The sequence below is a fragment of the Clostridioides difficile ATCC 9689 = DSM 1296 genome (genome assembly GCF_001077535.1).
GTDB classification, from domain to species: domain Bacteria; phylum Bacillota; class Clostridia; order Peptostreptococcales; family Peptostreptococcaceae; genus Clostridioides; species Clostridioides difficile.
In genome coordinates this window covers 2977469-2996179 of the sequence record NZ_CP011968.1, presented here as the reverse complement: position 1 = coordinate 2996179, position 18711 = coordinate 2977469, and the positions used below count along the sequence as shown (strand labels likewise).

The window sequence follows — 18711 nt, the reverse complement described above, 5'->3', positions numbered from 1 at the left end:
AAAATATACAGAGTATTATAATATAAAACTTTTAAATATAAAACTTTTAAATATAAAACTTGAAAGGAAGGAAAAACTTATGAAGATTAGTTCTATGTTTACACCTATAAGAATTGGTTCAATGACAGTTCCAAATCGTTTTGTAGTTCCCCCTATGGGAAACAATTTTGCAAACACAGATGGTACTTTAAGTGAAACTTCTAAGGCTTATTATCTTGAGCGTGCTTTAGGTGGTTTTGGATTAATAACTATAGAATCTAGTGTTGTAGACAAAAAAGCAAAAGGAGGTCCTCGTAAGCCTTGTTTATATGATGATAGCACAATAGATAGTTTTAAAAATGTAATAGATGCTTGTCATGATGCAGGTTCGAAGGTATCTATACAATTACAACATGCTGGTTCTGAAGGAAATGAAAAAGTAGCAGGACATCCATTAAAAGCTGCTTCTGCAATACCTGCATCAAATGGTCGTAATACACCACTAGCAATAACAACAGAAGAAATATATGAACTTATAGAATCTTATGGAGATGCTGCATTACGTGCACAAAAAGCTGGTGCAGATGCTGTTGAAGTTCACTGCGCTCATGGATATCTGGTTAGTAGTTTTATATCACAAAGAACAAATAAGCGTGTAGATGAGTTTGGTGGATGTTTTGAAAATAGAATGAGATTACCTCGTCTTATCATTGAAAATATACGTAAAAAAGTAGGAAATTCTCTAGCAATATTATGTCGTATAAACAGCACTGATGATGTTCCAGGAGGAATTGATGTACACGATAGTTCAGTAATAGCAGCATATCTAGAAGATTGTGGAATAGATGGACTTCATGTTTCACGTAGTATACATATACATGATGAATATATGTGGGCTCCTACGACTTTACATGCTGGATTCAGTGCAGAATTAGTTACTGAAATAAAAAAAGCTGTTAGTATACCAGTAATAACAGTTGGACGTTATACAGAGCCACAGTTTGCTGAGTTAATGGTCAGACAAGGAAGATGTGATTTAGTAGCATTCGGTAGACAAAGCTTGGCTGACCCAGAAATGCCTAATAAAGCTAAAAATGGAAAACTAGACGAAATGATACCATGTATTGCATGCTTACAAGGATGTGTACCAAATATGTTCCAGGGCAAACCTATAGCCTGTCTTGCAAATCCTATATTAGGACATGAAGCAGAGCTTAAGCCAGCTGAAATTAGCAAAGAAGTTCTTGTTGTTGGTGGAGGTGTTGGAGGTATGCTTGCAGCATGGGTATGTGCTAAAAGAGGACATAATGTAACTTTAGTTGAAAAATCTGAAGTTCTTGGTGGGCAAATGCGTTTAGCTGCATATCCTCCAGGAAAAGGAGATATTACTAACTTAGTTAGAAGTTATATTTCAAAATGTAATCAATATGGTGTAAAAATATGTACTAATACAGAAGCTACAGTAGAACTTATAAAAGAGAAATCACCTGATGTAGTTATTATAGCTACTGGAGCAACTCCACTTGTACTTCCTATACCAGGAATCAATGATTCAGGATTAATTCATGCTGTAGACCTTCTTGATGGTAAAAAATCTTGTGGGAAAAAAGTACTTGTTGTTGGAGGTGGAATGGTTGGATGTGAAGTGGCAGCCTTCCTTGGAGAACAAGAACATGAGGTTACTGTTATTGAGCTTAGAGAAGAAGTTGGTGCAGATGTAATTTCAGAACACCGTAAATTCCTTATGAATGATTTTGAAAATTATAATATACATACCATTACTGGTGCAAAAGTTTCTAAATTTTATGATGATGGTGTCGACTATTTACTTACAGATGGCACAGAGCATGATTTAAAAGGTTTTGATTCAGTAGTACTTGCTATGGGTTCTCGTAATTACGACCCATTAAGTGAAGTTATAAAAGAAGTTGTAAAAGAAACTTATATTGTTGGTGATGCAGTAAAAGCTCGTAGGGCATTAGATGCAACAAAAGAAGCTTTTGAAGTAGCATTAAATATATAAATAATAAATAAATTTTTCTTTGTAAATAACTGAATAGGCTATTTGCAAAGAAAATGATAATATTGGGAGGAGATTATAGTTATGGAAATTTCAGGTAGAACAGGATTATTTGCATTAATAGGTACACCGGTTGGTCACTCTAAATCACCAGTGATGTATAATTATAGTTTTAAGAAATTAGATTTAGATTATAGATATTTAGCCTTTGATATCACAGTAGATAAGGTAAAAGAGGCACTTTTAGCAATAAAAACTTTTAATATAAAAGGAGCCAATGTTACTATGCCATGCAAATCTGCTGTTACAGAATATATGGATGAACTTTCTCCAGCAGCTCGTATAATTGGAGCATGTAATACAATTGTAAATGACAATGGAAAGTTAGTTGGTCATATAACAGATGGAGTAGGCTATGTTCGTAATTTAAAAGAAAATGGGGTAGAAGTTAAAGGTAAAAAGATTACAATTATGGGTGCTGGTGGTGCAGCAACTGCTATACAAGTACAATGTGCTTTAGATGGAGCAAGAGAAATATCTATCTTTAATCCTAAGGATGATTTTTATAAAAGAGCAGAGCAAACAGTTGAGAATATAAAAAAAGATGTACCAGAATGTGTTGTTAATCTATATGATTTAGAAGATACAAACAAACTTTATGAGGAGATACAATCAAGTGATATATTGACAAATGCAACTCTTATTGGTATGAAGCCCTATGACAATGAAACAAATATAAAAGATACTAGTGTTTTAAGAAAAGACTTAGTAGTAACAGATGTCGTTTATAATCCTAAGAAAACAAAAATGATTGAAGATGCTGAAGCTAATGGATGTAAGGCTATTGGTGGATTAGGAATGTTATTATACCAAGGAGCAGAGGCTTTTAATCTATATACTGGATTAGAAATGCCTGTAGAAGAAGTTAATGAATTATGCTTTAAATAGATAAGAGTAATATCTTAAACAATGAAAAAACATACGTATTTCAATATTTTTAATAATAAATTACAAATTGTCATAGTGGGTTTTGCCTCATAGTCCAGTTAAATTTGAAGCTTTAACTGACTATACTTTAAATCCATTATGGGGATGAGTTTATTGTACACAAAAATGTTAATAAATTAACAAGAATGGGAGAAAAATTATGAACAATAAAAAATATTATCCTACTGCCATAGCGTTGTATTTTTCATATTTTTTACTTGGTATTGGAATTTCAATTTTAGGACAATACAAACCAGAATTTTCATCAATGTGGGGGGCTAAAACATTATCAGATGGAACATTGGATGTAAGTATTGTTTTAGCTGTTATTGCTGCACTAGGATTAGGGAGACTTATATCTTATCCATTTGCAGGACCTATTTCAGATAAGTATGGAAGAAAAGTAAGTGGTCTTATAGGAAACTTTCTACATGCAATTTTCTTTGTTGGAATTGTATTTTCACCAAATTTTTATATAGCATATGTATTTGCAATAATTGGAGGGGCAGCAAATTCATTCTTAGATACCTGTGTAACTCCTTCTTGTATGGAGATATTTGCTAGTTTAGGAACAATAGCAAATATGTTTACTAAATTTACAATAGCTTTAGCACAATTTTTGCTTCCTTTTATAATTGGATTTGTTGCAGCAAATTCAATATCATTTAAAGTTATTTTTATAGTAACAGCGATTCTTATTGTAATAGATGCAATTTTGATAGCTGTGTTACCATTTCCACCAGCTAATAATGTTATTGATAACAAAGGCAAAACAGTTAAATCAGAGAAGATGAAATTTACACCAACAAGTATAGCTCTTGTTTGTATTGGATTTACATGTACATCTACATTTGTATTATGGTTAAATTGTAATCAGGAATTGGGTAAATTGTATGGGATGGCTGACCCTACAAAAATTCAATCCTTTTACTCAATGGGAGTAATATGTGCAGTATTAATAACTTCTTTACTTATTAAAAAATATATTAAACCAATAAGAATATTAGTTATATATCCTATAATAGCTTTACTTATGCTATTAGTTGTATATTTTGTTCAAACTCCAACTATTTGTATGTTAGGGGGATTTGTAATAGGTTATTCAGCAGCAGGAGGTGTTCTTCAGTTAACAACGTCAACTGCAAATGAAATGTTTCCAACTAATAAAGGAAAAATAACATCTATAGTTATGATTGCATCTAGTATAGCAAACTATGTTATTTTAAATATAGCAGGTATTATTACAAAATCAGGGGGAGTTAATGGACCAAAATATGTTGTATTGTTTAATGTGGCAATAACATTTGTTGGAATTTTACTTGCATTGTTTGTAAACATGAGATATGAAAAAGAAAAAGTGTATGATTATGATGTCTAATATTAGTATAATATACGCATAGAGAAGTCTAAATCTAGGATAGATTTTTATTAAAAGTAATTAAAATTAATAAGGATATTATTTACAGTTATAAGATAGGGTATTTACATAATTAATAATAAGGATATTACTAGAATTTCAATTTCTAGTAATATTTTTTTGCGTATAAATGTAAACTTGACGAAATAAGTAGTATAATCAATATAAATTACATCATGTAAAGGAGGATAATTTGGTGGAGAATGTTTTTAAGCGATTGCAGGAATTTAATGGTTATGATGGATACAAAGAATCATTTGAAATGAATTACCTATGTATATATGAAAGTATACCGTTAAGAGAACAAGTAGAGCTTGCAAATAATCTAGTAGATGAAATTTTAAATATGTATAAAAGTGAATCTAATGAAATTTATTTATTGGAGGATAGTAATTCTAAGTCTTTAATTTGTTATTTCGAAATTTTTATGAAAAAGATAAATACTTTGGTAAAAGAAATGATTATTGATGAGAAATGGTTATATAAATTAACTAAAGAATTAATATATAAGAGTAAAAAAGTTGAGTATGTAAAACTAGGGTTAGTTTTAAGTGAGAAATATCTAAATGTAGAAAACTTAAGAGAAGTTGTAGATACATTTTCTAAATCTGGAGAATACGTATTTTATCTGAGTAATACTATTAAAAAACTTGAATTTTACAATACATATTTATTTAATTTATCTAAAAAGGCTACAGGTTCAATAAAAGTATTTGCTATTGTTAATATGGAAAATTTAGATTCTAAAATAAATTCCTATCTAATTGAAGATGGTTATAAGGATACAAAGTACGAACGATTATTGATGAACTATATTATTTCAATTGTAGATTTGAATGAATATCTTGAAAAACGAGATTTAGATAAAGAAAAGATAAATAATTTAGCACGTCTTATATGCAATTACTTGCTAAGTGTAGAATTTAAATATATAGGTAATAAATTAGAATTAGTGAATCGATTTTTACCTACTGTAGTAAATTATGGGACTAACTTTGAAAGTTTATATTCAATTTTCCTAATAGCTATAAACGTCTTAAAAGATGAAAATATAGAGTGCAATAAGATTGAATTTGAAAAAGAAATAAATGGTATCTTGCTCAGTGAAAAATGGAAAAATATATATTTTGAAGCATTAAGAGATGCTAGTGGAAAAACAGAAGATATTATAAAAATGTCAGAAATTTATGATGTAAACTTATCTTTTGATGACTTGTTGCCATATCTGAATAGAGATATTAGAGATTTTGAGGTATATTGGTATATATCTAAAAAGGGAACAACAAGTTCTAGATTAAAATTATTAAATTTTTTTGAAGAGACGTTTAAAATAGATGATTTAATTGGAAAAATGAAAGATATAGAAAAAGATAAATTGACTCAAGAATATTATGATGATATGTTATTTTTTATTGTGCTTAAAGGAAGTAAATCACTATATCCTGAAGGAAAGAATATATCTTTAAAAGGAATATTTGGAAATATAAATGAAGTAAGAAAAGAATCCATAAATATCTTAAAAAGATACAGAGAGAAACTATCTCTTGAAGAATTAAAAATTGTTAAAGAAGCGTATGAAAAAGAAAAAAATGTTATATTGAAGGATGAATTAAGAAGAGTATTATATGAAAGTAATAATTTAAAAAAAGAATTTGTAAATATTGAAAAAATAAAAGTAGATGAACATGGTAAGGATATCTATTTGACTTCAATAGCTGTTGCTGGTTCAAGGTTTAGAAATAGAGAATATCTTGAAAAAGAATTGGAGAAAAGTAAGATATACTATTTAACTAGAGAGAAAGATAATCTATATGATGAAAAAGCTATTAAAATAGTTGGTGAAACTGGATATGTAATAGGCTATGTCCCAAGAAAAGAAAACTATATTTTGAGCAATTTATTAGATGGAGGAAAACTGCTGTATTGTAGAGTAACTGAATATAATTTATATGAAGATTGTATCTACGCAAATGTGTACTTGAGTTATAAAGATGTAATTGAAACAGTTGAAAACTCTTTAAAGATGGTTTTAGATAAGAGTAGAATAAAACTTATAAACTAAGACGTTTATATATTGCTTAGATGATGTAATCTTAACTGATTGGTTATTTTTTCTGGAATTATGGTGTATTTTATGAGCAATGCTAATGAATATAAAATAAAAAAACAATTGTTTTGTATATATGATGTATATAAATATATTTATATATTCATATTTACAAAACAATTGAAATTTATGTTATTTTATAATTTTAAATTTAGATGGAATTTTAACTTCTGCTTTATCTTTTATTTTAGAAGCTTGTTTTTTAACTTTATTTAATAATTCAGATTCATCTACAACTAATACTTTTCTTTCCTTCATTAACCATTTACCATCACAAATAGTAGAGTCTACATTTTCACTAGTCATAGAATAAACTATATTTCCAATTGGATTATGCATTGGTAAACAATGAATTGTATCTGGATTTAGAATAATCATATCAGCTTTTTTTCCTACTTCAAGACTACCAATTTCTTTTTCTAGTAAAGCACATTTTGCTCCATTTATAGTAGCCATTTCTAAGACTTCTTCAGCTGGTACGACAGTTGGGTTTAAAGTTCTTCCTTTATGTATTAGTGATGTAAGATACATGTCCCTCATAAGGTCCATTCTATTATTTGAAGGAGCTCCATCAGTACCAATTGAAACAGGTATTCCTTTTTCTAACATTTCAGGAATTGATGCAAATCCTAGAACTACTTTCATGGCTGCAGCTGGATTATGAGAAACTTTTACATCATGTAATCTAAATAAATCAATTTCTTTATGAGTAAGCCAAACTGTGTGAGCAGCTAAAAGATTTGGTCCTAATACACCTAGTTTATCAAGATATTCAACTGTTCCAACTCCATTGTTTTGCTTTACAAATGAAATTTCATCAGCTATTTCAGCAATATGCATATGTATACCTGTATTGTATTTATCAGCTAATTCTTTAGTTCTAACAAGTAATTCTTCAGTTGTATTAAAAATAGTTCTTAATGCAAACCATATTTTAATCCTCTCATTAGATGTGTTATTAAACTTATGGAATAAGTCTAATTGAGTGTTGATTTCCTCATCAGTAGTTTTTTGCCATGCTTCAGGAAGACCATCTCCTGTATCCATAACTGATTTAGCTAAACAGGCTCTAAGTCCAGTTTTATCAACAGCTTCAACCATAGCATCTACATATTGACCACCAGATTCTAAAAATGTAGTGACCCCAGATTTTATCAATTCAACACAACATGCAGTAGATGAAATCAATGAATCTTCATAGTTGAAGCTACTTTCGTATGGCCAGATTCTCTCTCTAAGCCAAGTTAAAAGTACAACATCATCTGCAAGACCACGTCCTAATTGTTGGGATAAGTGAACGTGTGTATTGACTAACCCTGGCATTAGTATTTTTCCTTTAGCATCATATATCTCAGCGTCTTTATCTACAATATTAATATCAAACTTACCAACATTTTTTATAATATTATTTTCAATAAGTATACTTCCAGTTTCATATACCTCTCTATCTGCATTCATAGTAATTAGATATGCATTTTTTATAAGTAATTGTGACATAAGTACAACCTCTTTTCTATATATTTTTATATCTATGTATTATGATAATAAATTTTCTATACAAAGTTAATAGCAAAATCAATTTATACATAAATTGATTTTGCTATTTATAAATTTAAAATAAATAAGATTTTATTCTATATAATTTAAAATATTGACCTAGAACTATTTAAAATATTAACTTAGAACTAAGTTTACAACTGCAAGTAAACCTATAATCCAAAGTGTAATACTGATTTTATCAGTTTCTTTAGCTACCACATGCATTATTATATATGAAATAAATCCAAAGCATAAACCAATACTTATACTATAAGTTAAAGGCATCAATAAAACTGTAACAAAAGCAGGTACAGCTATTTTGCTATCAGCAAAATCAATCTGTTTTATGCTTTCAAACATGAATACACCAACCATTACAAGTGCAGGAGCTGCAGCGTAAGTAGGAACTATACCAAGTAATGGTGTAAATATAAGTGTAGCTAAGAATAATGCTGCTGTTACTATTGAAGCAAGTCCTGTTCTTGCACCTGCTGCAATACCAGAAGCAGATTCTCCAAATGTTGTAACAGTACTAGTTCCTAAGAATGAGCCTATTAAAGTAGAAGAAACATCTGCATATAACATTCTTCCTAAATCTTTTATTTCACCATTCTCATCTTCAAGACCCATTTGTTTACAACAAGTAATAAGAAATGCTAATGAATCAAACATGTCTATAAACATGAAAGAGAATATAGGTCCAATTAATGAGAATTTCAATGCACCTACAATATCTAATTTAAAAGCAACTGGTGCTATACTAGGAGGTGTTGAGATTATTGCTGTTGGCAACTCCACAAATCCAAATATAACAGATATTATTGTTGCAACTACTATACTTATCAATATTCCACCTTTAACTTTTTTATATTCTAGTATTGCCATTAAGATAAGAGCAAAAAGGGCTATTAAAACTGTTGGTGTAAAATCTGCAAGTGAAACTATAGTATCTGGATTAGCTATTATAACACCCATATTTTTTAAACCAACAAAAGCAAGGAAAAGACCTATACCTGCTGAAGATGCTACTGCCAATTCTCTAGGAATTGCGTCTGCAATTGTCTTTCGAAGACCTGTTACTGCGAGTGTAAAGAAGACACATCCAGATAGAAAAACTACCCCAAGACCTGTTTGCCATGGGATTCCTGCACCTATAACCAAAGAGTATGTGAAAAATGCATTTAATCCCATACCAGGAGCTAGAGCAAATGGTGCATTTCCTAAAATCGCAAATATAAGTGTACCAATGGCTGTAGCTAGTATGGTAACTGTTATAAGGGCGGCTTTATCCATTCCAGCTTCAGATAATATTGCTGGATTTACGAAAACTATGTATGCCATTGTTAAGAATGTAGTAACTCCACCTATTACTTCTGTTTTAAGGCTAGAGCCACGTTCGCTAAATTTAAACATTTTGTCTAAAAAGCTTAATGATGAATTATTTCCACCTGGTTGTACATTGTTAGTGTTTGGTACCATTTTTACCTCCAAAAAACTTTAAGATATAAACAAAAAAATATATATTCATATAGATAGAATAGAACATATATTCAGAGTTGACATTCTATTCATAGAAAACCCATTTAAGGTGAGTTTGTAGAAACTATTAGACCGTATTACTAATATTATATGAACATTTTCTATTTGTTTTTCTGTTGTATTATATCGTAATATTGTATTATTTACAATAAATATAATAAAATTATTCGTTTTTTTGTCGATTTTATAAAAAATTAAGGTTATTTATTGAAAAAAATTACTTTTTCCAATAATTGAATATGTATGAGTATAATGTCAATTATTCTAACTTGTTTTATACTATTAATGGAAGTTTATTATAAATGAGTTTGTGATATAATTATAAAAGTACTGAATACATGGATATTTCGTAAAAACTTTTTAATATATCAAATATGTATATTAAGTTAATATATTAAAAAAAATAATATCAAAAATAATATAATTTATAGTGGAGGGGAAAATGACTAAAATTATTAAAGTGCAAAAACCTAAATTTACAGGAGAATTAGAAATTATTGAAAATCTTGAAGATATACTTGAAGATATATTTAATGATGAAAAAATATTTAATAAAATTATAGAAAATGAAGTTATAAGTGATTTAGATTCTGTAAGAGTTAGCTTTGAATCTTGTATATTTAGAAATGTGTCTTTTGAAAATTGTAATTTAAAAAAGATTGATTTACTTGATGTGGTATTTGAAAACTGCAATTTATCAAATTCATTTTTTGATGGAGGAAGTATATACAGAGTTGAATTTAAAAATAGTAAATTGATAGGAGTTAGATTTGATGATTGTATACTTAAAAACGTTTTGTTCAAGGATGTTTTAGGTAAGTATTCTAACTTTTCATTCTCTAAATTTAAGATAGTTTCTATCTTAGATTCAAATTTTGAAAATTCTGTATTTCAAGAAGTAAAAGGTGACAATCTAGTATTTGAGTATACAAATTTAAAAAAAGCAAACTTTAATGGAACTAAACTTTCTGGCATAGATTTTACTACTAATAATATTGAGGGAATTGAGATTGGTATAGATGATATTAGAGGAGCAATTTTTGATGTGTCACAAGCAATTGATTTAACGAAATTGATGGGAATTATCATAAAATGAAAAAAAAATTCATAAAACAAATTGGGAAAACGTTAACAATGTGTGAATTTTTACCAGATTGACATTTTTCTGAAAATAAAGTAAGATTATCTTAATATTCAAAATATTTTCAAAGGGGGTAATTTAGTGTGAGTAAGCAGATGAGAGATATTTTTATAGTTGGTTTTGCTTTATTTTCTATGTTCTTTGGTGCAGGAAATCTTATGTTTCCTCCATTTTTAGGGATGGAATCCGGCAAAGACTGGTTAATTCCTCTTATTGGATTTGTTGTTGCAGATGCTGGTATAGCAATGCTTGTTATTATAGCAACAGCAAGATGTAAGGGAAGCATGGATGATGTACTTAGGAGAGCTGGTAAAGGGTTAGCAAGAGTAATGAGTGTAGCTGCTCTAGCATGTTTAGCACTTCTTGTAATACCAAGAACTTGCGCAACAACATATGAAATGGGTATTATGCCTATATTTGGAGACCATGGTCCAGTAGCTAAAGCTGTATTTTCAATAATCTTCTTTGGGTTAACTTTAGCATTTACTATTAGGTCTTCTAAGGTTATAGACATAATAGGTAAGTATTTAACTCCAGCGTTATTATTAGTATTATTTGTTTTAATAGTAAAGGGTATAATTTCTCCAGCAGGACCTATGAGTCCTGAGCATATGATAGATAAAAATCTATTTGGTGAAGGTATATCACAAGGTTATCAAACAATGGACGCTCTAGGTGCAGCATCTATGGCAACTATAATGTTGATGTCTATAATAGCTAAAGGATATACATCAGATAAAGACCAAATAGGAATGACTATTAAAGCTGGTTTTGTAGCCTGTGTATTTCTAGCAGTAGTATATGGTGGTCTTACTTATTTAGGTGCAACAGTTTCAACTTTATATGATACTAGTATACCTCAAGCATCTTTATTAGTTGAAATAACTAGTATATTGTTATATGGTCAAGTAGGAAAGGTAATTTTAGGTGTAATTGTGGCACTTGCCTGTCTGACTACTTCTACAGGTTTAACAGCATCAATATCAACTTATTTTGAAGGAATAAGTAAGGCGAGTTATAAACAACTGGTTATAGGTATATGTGTAGCTAGTATGCTTATATCAAATTTAGGTGTTGATTCTATAATAGCCATATCAGTTCCAATCCTACAAACTATATATCCTGTTTTATTAGCAATAGTTGTTATGGAGTTGGCTGGTAAACATATAAAGAATGATAATGCTTTTAAAGGTGCAGCATATGTTACATTAGTGATTAGTTTATTATCAGCTATAAATGGAATGACAGGAGCTGTTCCATTTATACAAAGCTTGCCACTTGCAGGTTTGGGCTTTAACTGGGTAATACCAGCTATATTGGGTGGAATAGTTGGTAACTTTATAAAAAGCAACAAACAAGTAGCATAATAATTTGTAATTAATTTAATTTTATAATATATTAATTTTTAGTACTATGGGTAGGTTTAATCTAAACCTAATCTACCCATAGTACTTTTTAGATTGGATTATAATAGCATGTATATAATTTTTTATAATATAATTTTTCTTTGAAGTATGATAAAATTAGTAATAGTGATAAGAATGTACAAATTTAGGAGGTTTTAATTAATGCTTAGAAAAATAACAGCATTTATGCTATCCATATGTTTAATTATTGGACTTACAGGTTGTAGTTTACTTGTAGGCAAGAAAGATAAAGAGAAAATTATAGATGATTTTAAAGTTGCAGTGGTAACTCAACCATTATCTGAAAATAAAGTACAATACAATATGGTGGAAGAGATGGCAAAAGAATATGAGGAAGAGAATAAAATTGATAAAGACAAAGATGGTCAAACTAAAGTTAAACAAACTATAAAGCATGTTGTATTGCCAGAGAATTTTACTTCTAATATAGACAGTGCTATTAATAAGATAGTAAAGTTGGCTGACGATAAAGAAGTTCAGGCTATTGTAGTTTCAACTGACCAAGCAGGGCTTTTACCTGCTTTACAAAAGGTAAAGGAAAAGCGTCCAGAAATAATAACTATTTCTGCCCCTATGGGAGATGATAAAAACCAATTAAGCCAATTTGTTGATGTGAATCTAGGGGTTAGTGCAGAGGAAAGAGGAAAAGTATTAGCTGAACGTTCAAAAGAAATGGGAGCAAAAGCTTTTATTCATTATGCCTCTACAGATGATTTGAAAGATGTTAATATAGCCAAAAGATTAGAAATGATTAAAGAGACTTGCAAAAATATAGGATTGCCATTTGTACAAGTTAATACTCCAAATATAAATACTGAAGAAGACAAAAACAAAGTTAAACAGTTTTTAAATGAAGATATTGAAAAACAAGTTAAAAAATATGGAAAAGATATAAATGTATTTGGTGTAAATGAGTATATGGATGAAGTTATATTGACTAAGGCTTTAGAATTAAAGTATATAGTTGCAGAGCAAAGCAATCCATCACCAATACAAACATATCCTAGTGTTATGGGTCTAAAAATATCTGAAAAAGATGCTCAAAATTATGATAAAATAAACGACATGATAAGTGAAAAGGCTAAGGCTTTTGGCATGTCAAATAGACTTGGTGGATATCCTATGCCAATGGATGCTTTTCTACCATCAGTAGCAATTTATCTTGCTACTGAAATGGTGAAACAAGATTTAACACAAGAAGATGTATGTGACCCAGATTATTTAGAGGCGTTTACAGAATTAAGATTTGGAATCGGTTCAGAATTTACTCCTTTAACAGAGGTACTTTATAATTATCAATCAGTAATTTTAAGCCAATTAATTTATTAATATTAAGGAAGTGTCTCAAAATGAACTTTTTAGTTTATGAGGCACTCTTTTTCTATTAAATCAAATATATTTTTATCTTTTTAACAATTAAAAAGAAGCTTATCCCTATATTGAGATAGCTTCGTTTTTAATATAAATAAGTTTTATTATTTTATAAAAAATTTATAGAAAAATAAAAAATTATAATTATATATAAATTTTGATAAAGTAAAGATGAATTACTATAGGTTTAAATTATATTATTTTCTATTATTTTTATGCCTTTCTCAGTTATTGATGAGCCTTTTCTTCCTTTACTAGAAATTAAGTATCCATTGCGTGTCAAATATTCTAGCATATTTCTTACTTCGTATTCTGTGACATTATATTCCATAAATTTCATTAACTTTGTCCTCCCCATTGGTTTCATGTGCAATGATTTTAGGATAGAAATGCATATGTTTTTGTCATATTGGTTTAAATCATTGAATATGGACATATTACTTGACATATGATTATTATTTAATTTTGAAGATATGTTTTGAGGTAAATCATTTATTGTAAGATAATTGGAACCCATGTAAGCCATATATTCAATACAATTTCTCAGTTCTCTAATATTCCCCATCCAAGTGTATGAATTTAAAGCTTCTAAAAGACTCTTATCGAGTTTTATGTTTTTATAGGGAAGTTCTTTTAAAAATGATTCTAAAAGAAGAGGTATATCTTCTAATCTCTTTCTAAGAGGAGGTAAATCTAAAGTGAACATACTTATCCTATAAAATAAATCCATCCTAAATTTATTTTCTATAATTAATTTCTCTAAATCTTTATTTGTGGCAGCTAATATTCTCACATCAATTGGAATAATACTTGTACCACCAATTTTTCTAATTTCTTTTTCTTGTAAGACTCTTAAAAGTTTAACCTGTAAATCATGTGGCATATCTCCTATCTCATCTAAAAATATAGTGCCAGTGTGAGCTAATTCGAATAATCCTTTTTTTCCACCTTTTTTTGCTCCAGTAAAAGAACCATCTTCATATCCAAATAGTTCACTTTCAAGTAATTCACTTGGTAATGAAGCACAATTTATTGCTACAAAAGGTTTATTTTTTCTATTTGAATGATTGTGTATTGACTGAGTAAAGGCTTCTTTACCTGTTCCTGTTTCACCTGTTATTAATATAGGATTATCTGTAAGAGCCATTTTTTTTGCCTTTTTAATACAATCTTTTATAATAGAACTATTTCCAATAATATTATTAAATTTATATTTAGCTACATAACCTCTTTTGACAGAATCACTTCTTATTTTTTGTTCTAATATTTCTATATTGTTTACATCTTTCAATGTAATTAAGCAACCCTCTATATTTTTATAAAGATAAAATGGTTTTTTAGAAAGTATGAATTTTTTATCTATTTCGTCTATGTATATAATCATATTATCGATATTTAAGTTCTTTGTAATTTTATCTAAGAAACTATTTGGCATATATTCCATTAAGGAAGGTGATTTTATAAGTTTTTCATCTAGTCCCAACATATTAAGTAAAGACTTATTTACAAAAGTAACCTTGTTAAAGGTGTTGAAAAATATTAGACCATCACCTATTTCATCAATGGTCATGTAAAGTATAGTTTTTAATTTAGATATATTATCTAATGATGTATTTAAGAAATCATGACTTAGTGTCTCTTTGGACAATTTGTATAGTTTTTCTATAAATTTCTCATTTTTTAGTTTTAATACTACTAATAATGACATATATGTATCTAATGAGATTTTTCTCCAACCTAAATCAACAATATTTTTTATGTATTTTGGTATAAATCTAATCTGACCTGGTGTTATAGCTGTATCTAAATCATATATTTCATCACAATCTGGATATGTCGGTACAAAATCTATATGATTTATAACAATTTTATATAGATAAGTAGCCATCTCAAATGCTGAAGTTTTATTGGTTGTCATAAGTAACGATTTTGTACCTGGAGGTAGTTTCATCATTTTTTCATATCCAAGTTTTGAAAGTGCTTTCGTTCCATGAATAATTTCAATATCTTCCTTAAAATGTTTTATTAAAAAATTACTAGTTAAAGGTGATAGAGAAAGCACTACATCTCCCTCTAAATTTTCTTTTATTCCATCAAGTATATTTTGTGTTTCTATGATTATTTCGTCTCCAAAAAAGTTTGTTAATTCTTCTTTGTAGTGGTCACTATTCAATTTATCATATGTTATAAGGATTAACTTCTTTTTATCCATTTTATTTCTCCTAACAAAATAGTATTTATTTTTAAAGTATTTAAAGTATAAGGCAAGTTATATTATACAACAAATAGTAGTATAAATTTATATATTTGATTAAATAATAGGTTTTTTTAGGATTTTATCCTATAAAAACCTATTTTAAAATTATTTTTGCAAGATAAGGAAAATAGCTTTTTATATTGTAATGTATATTTTAAATAATTAATAAAAAAATATTATATTTTTAAACTTGAAAAGTAAGTAATTATAAGCTATTTAATCACTGGAATAAATTTACAATAAAAAAATAAATACAAAGGCTTTATCATTAAGGTATTGGCATAAGTTTTGCTTATTAAACAAGTATACTAATAAAATTCATTTAAACAGGAGGGAGAATTTATATGAGTAAATTAGAATCAACAACAGAAAAAGTTGAGGTAAAATGGTATGGGTATGTAGCATTAATATTGGGAGCATTATTTTTTTCAGGAATATTTAAAGATGCACCAGGACCATTAAAAGTATTGGATTTTAACAATGTATTAGGTTCTTTTGGAACATTGGGAACAATTAATGATGGTGTAGGTACATTAGCTGCAAACTTTAGAGGTGATGGAGGTACTGGCCCTCGAGATGGATGGCTATATGCATTGACATTAATACCATCAGTTATGTTTGCACTTGGAGTAGTTAGAGTTATAGACCACTTAGATGGAATGAAGGCAGCTCAAAAGCTTCTTAGTCCACTATTAAAGCCATTATTAGGGTTACCTGGATTTGCAGGACTAACTTTGATAGCTAGTTTACAGTCTACAGATGCAGCTGCATCTATGACTAAAGAACTTAAAGATGATGGGTATATAGATGAAAAACAAAAAGCTGTATTTTGTGCATTTCAATTTTCAGGTGCGTCTGCAATTACGAATTTCTTTGCTTCTGGAGCAGCACTATTTCCATTTATAGGAGATGTACCAATATTTATACCACTTGCTTTAATATTAATTATGAAGTTTGTTGGGGCGAACTTACTTAGATTATATTTAAATAAATTTGACAAGGGGGAAGCTTAACATGAGTGAGGTAGCAAAAAAAGAAGTAAAAGTTAAAAAAGGAAATGTGATAGATGCGTTTATTGGAGGAGCTAGAAATGGATTCCAAATAAGTACAAATTCAATGGCTCCAAATGTCATCTTCGGTTTTGCTATAATTTCTGTGTTCAATTTAACAGGTCTTTTGGATGTAATAGGGACAATATTTACACCTGTAATGAGTATCTTTGGACTTCCAGGTGTTGCAGCAACAGCTATAATGACAATATTTATATCAATGGGAGGAGCATCTGGAGTAATCGCAGGTTTATTTACAGCAGGTCAAATAAGTCAAGCACATGTTGCAATTCTATTGCCAATGTTATTGCTTTCAGGAGCGCAGATACAATTTATGGGGAGACTTTTAGGAACAGCTGAGTTAAAAACTAAATATTATCCACATATGTTTGTTATAGCAACTTTAAATGGTTGTATTGCAATGCTTATAATGAATTATTTCGTAGTATAGGTAATTATAATAAAGATTTAATATAAATGGAAAGTTTAAATTTTAAGGAGGAGCTAGATTATGGAAACTAACAAAGACTATATTGAGTATGTACATAAAGTGTATGATTATCTACACACTATACCAGAAAAAGGATTTGAAGAATATAAGACATCAGAGTTTGTTTTAAAAGAGCTTGAAAAAATGGGGTTTGAAAATATTAATAAAGGAATTGCAGGAACTGGTATTATAGTAACTATAGATTCTAAAAAAGAAGGACCAGTATTTGCTATAAGAGCAGATATGGATGCATTGGAATTTATCATAGATGGAGAAAAGAAAATGATACATGCTTGTGGTCATGATGGTCATACTTCTATGCTTTTAACAGCTGCAAAGTTAATAAAAGAGAGAAATTTAGTAAAAAGAGGTAAGTTAAAAATACTTTTTCAACCAGGTGAAGAAAAATTATATGGAGCATTAAGAGTAATTGATTCTGGTTTGTTGGATGATGTAGAAGAAATGGTAGGGATGCATTTAAGACCTGGACAAGATTGTAGGTTGGGAAAGGCGATACCTGCAATGTACCATTGTGCTAGCTGTATAATGGAATTTACGATTAAAGGTATCACTTGTCATGGTTCTAAACCACATTTAGGAGTAAATGCAGTAGATGCTGTCTGTTTAGCAGTGAATGCAATAAATGCAATAAGAGTAAATCCAGCTATACCAAATTCTATAAAAGTAACAAATATATCAGTTAAGGGAGAAACTTATAATAATATACCAGATGAAGCATTTATGGCTTTAGATATAAGGGCAGAAAGTAATGATATAATAGAAGAATTAAAAGAAAAAGCAATACATGCTGTAAAAACTGCTGTAAGTTCTATAAATGCAGAAGCTGTACTAATTTCCAAAGATGGAGTACCAGCAGCAGAATTTGATGAAGAACTTGTAAACTTGGCTGAAGAAACTATAAAAGATGTATTGGGAGCTGATGCATCTATAGGTATATTTAAAAATTCTGGTGGAGAAGATTTCCATTATTATACACAAAAACTAAAATGTAAAACTACATATATTGGATTAGGAGCTGATGCTACACCAGGATTTCATAATCCAAATGTAACATTTGATACGAAAGCTTTAGAATATGGTGTAGATATATGGTGTAGATTGGTTGAAAAGAGATTGGGATAACATCCAAACTAATAATTCTACATTTAAAATTATAATTATAGAAGTTATAGAAAAAGATTGCTTATGTTAATTAGAAAATAATTAATATGAGCAATCTTATTTTGATATAATGAAACTGATTTTGGAATATTGAAAAAATATGATGGGAAAGTAATTATATTTTAAATCTATTGGACAAAAAAGTGATATTATTATAATATTAAGAATTGTAAAATAATACCAAAGTGCATCTAGTAATAGACTTA

The 18711-nt window shown here is 28.9% G+C and carries 13 protein-coding genes and 1 riboswitch; of the genes, 10 read left to right on the top strand and 3 right to left on the bottom strand.

Annotated elements, in window-relative coordinates:
• Positions 1–79: 79 nt before the first annotated feature.
• The 4 genes from CDIF1296T_RS14280 to CDIF1296T_RS14265 all read left to right on the top strand — a co-directional run bounded on the left by CDIF1296T_RS14280 (position 80) and on the right by CDIF1296T_RS14265 (position 6465).
• Positions 80–2002: an oxidoreductase gene (locus CDIF1296T_RS14280; protein ID WP_004455018.1), complete on the top strand. Its 1923-nt coding sequence runs from the start codon at positions 80–82 to the stop codon at positions 2000–2002.
• Between the two features lie 81 nt (positions 2003–2083).
• Positions 2084–2947, top strand: a complete 864-nt coding sequence (gene aroE / locus CDIF1296T_RS14275) for a shikimate dehydrogenase (protein WP_004455017.1) — start codon at positions 2084–2086, stop codon at positions 2945–2947.
• 199 nt (positions 2948–3146) lie between these two features.
• Positions 3147–4364: an MFS transporter gene (locus tag CDIF1296T_RS14270; protein ID WP_009897886.1), complete on the top strand. Its 1218-nt coding sequence runs from the start codon at positions 3147–3149 to the stop codon at positions 4362–4364.
• Positions 4365–4599: 235 nt separating this feature from the next.
• Entirely contained in the window at positions 4600–6465 is a 1866-nt protein-coding gene (locus CDIF1296T_RS14265) for an HIRAN domain-containing protein (RefSeq protein ID WP_009897883.1), read from the top strand.
• Positions 6466–6642: 177 nt separating this feature from the next.
• Here the strand turns inward: CDIF1296T_RS14265 and CDIF1296T_RS14260 are convergent, their stop codons facing one another.
• Positions 6643–8007 (bottom strand): amidohydrolase, encoded by a 1365-nt coding sequence (locus tag CDIF1296T_RS14260; protein ID WP_009897881.1) that lies wholly within the window; start codon positions 8005–8007, stop codon positions 6643–6645.
• Between the two features lie 177 nt (positions 8008–8184).
• Positions 8185–9528 carry an NCS2 family permease gene (locus tag CDIF1296T_RS14255; RefSeq protein WP_003421552.1) on the bottom strand — a complete coding sequence of 448 codons (1344 nt, stop codon included), beginning with the start codon at positions 9526–9528 and terminating at the stop codon, positions 8185–8187.
• A gap of 72 nt (positions 9529–9600) precedes the next feature.
• Positions 9601–9702: riboswitch (purine riboswitch) on the bottom strand.
• 328 nt (positions 9703–10030) lie between these two features.
• On the opposite strand from CDIF1296T_RS14255, the gene CDIF1296T_RS14250 reads away from it, so the two are divergent.
• The 3 genes from CDIF1296T_RS14250 (at position 10031) to CDIF1296T_RS14240 (ending at position 13485) form a co-directional block, all read left to right on the top strand.
• On the top strand, positions 10031–10684 hold the full coding sequence (locus tag CDIF1296T_RS14250) for a pentapeptide repeat-containing protein (RefSeq protein ID WP_009897880.1): 654 nt from the start codon (positions 10031–10033) through the stop codon (positions 10682–10684).
• A 140-nt stretch (positions 10685–10824) separates the two neighbouring features.
• Positions 10825–12096, top strand: a complete 1272-nt coding sequence (gene brnQ, locus CDIF1296T_RS14245) for a branched-chain amino acid transport system II carrier protein (RefSeq protein WP_004455013.1) — start codon at positions 10825–10827, stop codon at positions 12094–12096.
• Positions 12097–12297: 201 nt separating this feature from the next.
• On the top strand, positions 12298–13485 hold the full coding sequence (locus CDIF1296T_RS14240) for a DUF3798 domain-containing protein (RefSeq protein WP_004455011.1): 1188 nt from the start codon (positions 12298–12300) through the stop codon (positions 13483–13485).
• Between the two features lie 229 nt (positions 13486–13714).
• Here CDIF1296T_RS14240 and CDIF1296T_RS14235 read toward each other — a convergent pair whose 3' ends face one another.
• On the bottom strand, positions 13715–15739 hold the full coding sequence (locus CDIF1296T_RS14235) for a sigma-54 interaction domain-containing protein (RefSeq protein ID WP_018112863.1): 2025 nt from the start codon (positions 15737–15739) through the stop codon (positions 13715–13717).
• A 389-nt stretch (positions 15740–16128) separates the two neighbouring features.
• On the opposite strand from CDIF1296T_RS14235, the gene CDIF1296T_RS14230 reads away from it, so the two are divergent.
• The 3 genes from CDIF1296T_RS14230 to CDIF1296T_RS14220 are packed head-to-tail and all read left to right on the top strand — an operon-like array spanning position 16129 to position 18466.
• Complete coding sequence (locus CDIF1296T_RS14230) at positions 16129–16797, top strand: nucleoside recognition domain-containing protein (protein ID WP_004455007.1); 669 nt, start codon at positions 16129–16131, stop codon at positions 16795–16797.
• Between the two features lies 1 nt (position 16798).
• On the top strand, positions 16799–17284 hold the full coding sequence (locus CDIF1296T_RS14225; RefSeq protein ID WP_004455006.1) for a YjiG family protein: 486 nt from the start codon (positions 16799–16801) through the stop codon (positions 17282–17284).
• Between the two features lie 60 nt (positions 17285–17344).
• A complete protein-coding gene (locus CDIF1296T_RS14220) occupies positions 17345–18466 on the top strand; it encodes a M20 peptidase aminoacylase family protein (protein WP_004455005.1) in 1122 nt (373 codons plus the stop codon).
• Positions 18467–18711: the final 245 nt, after the last annotated feature.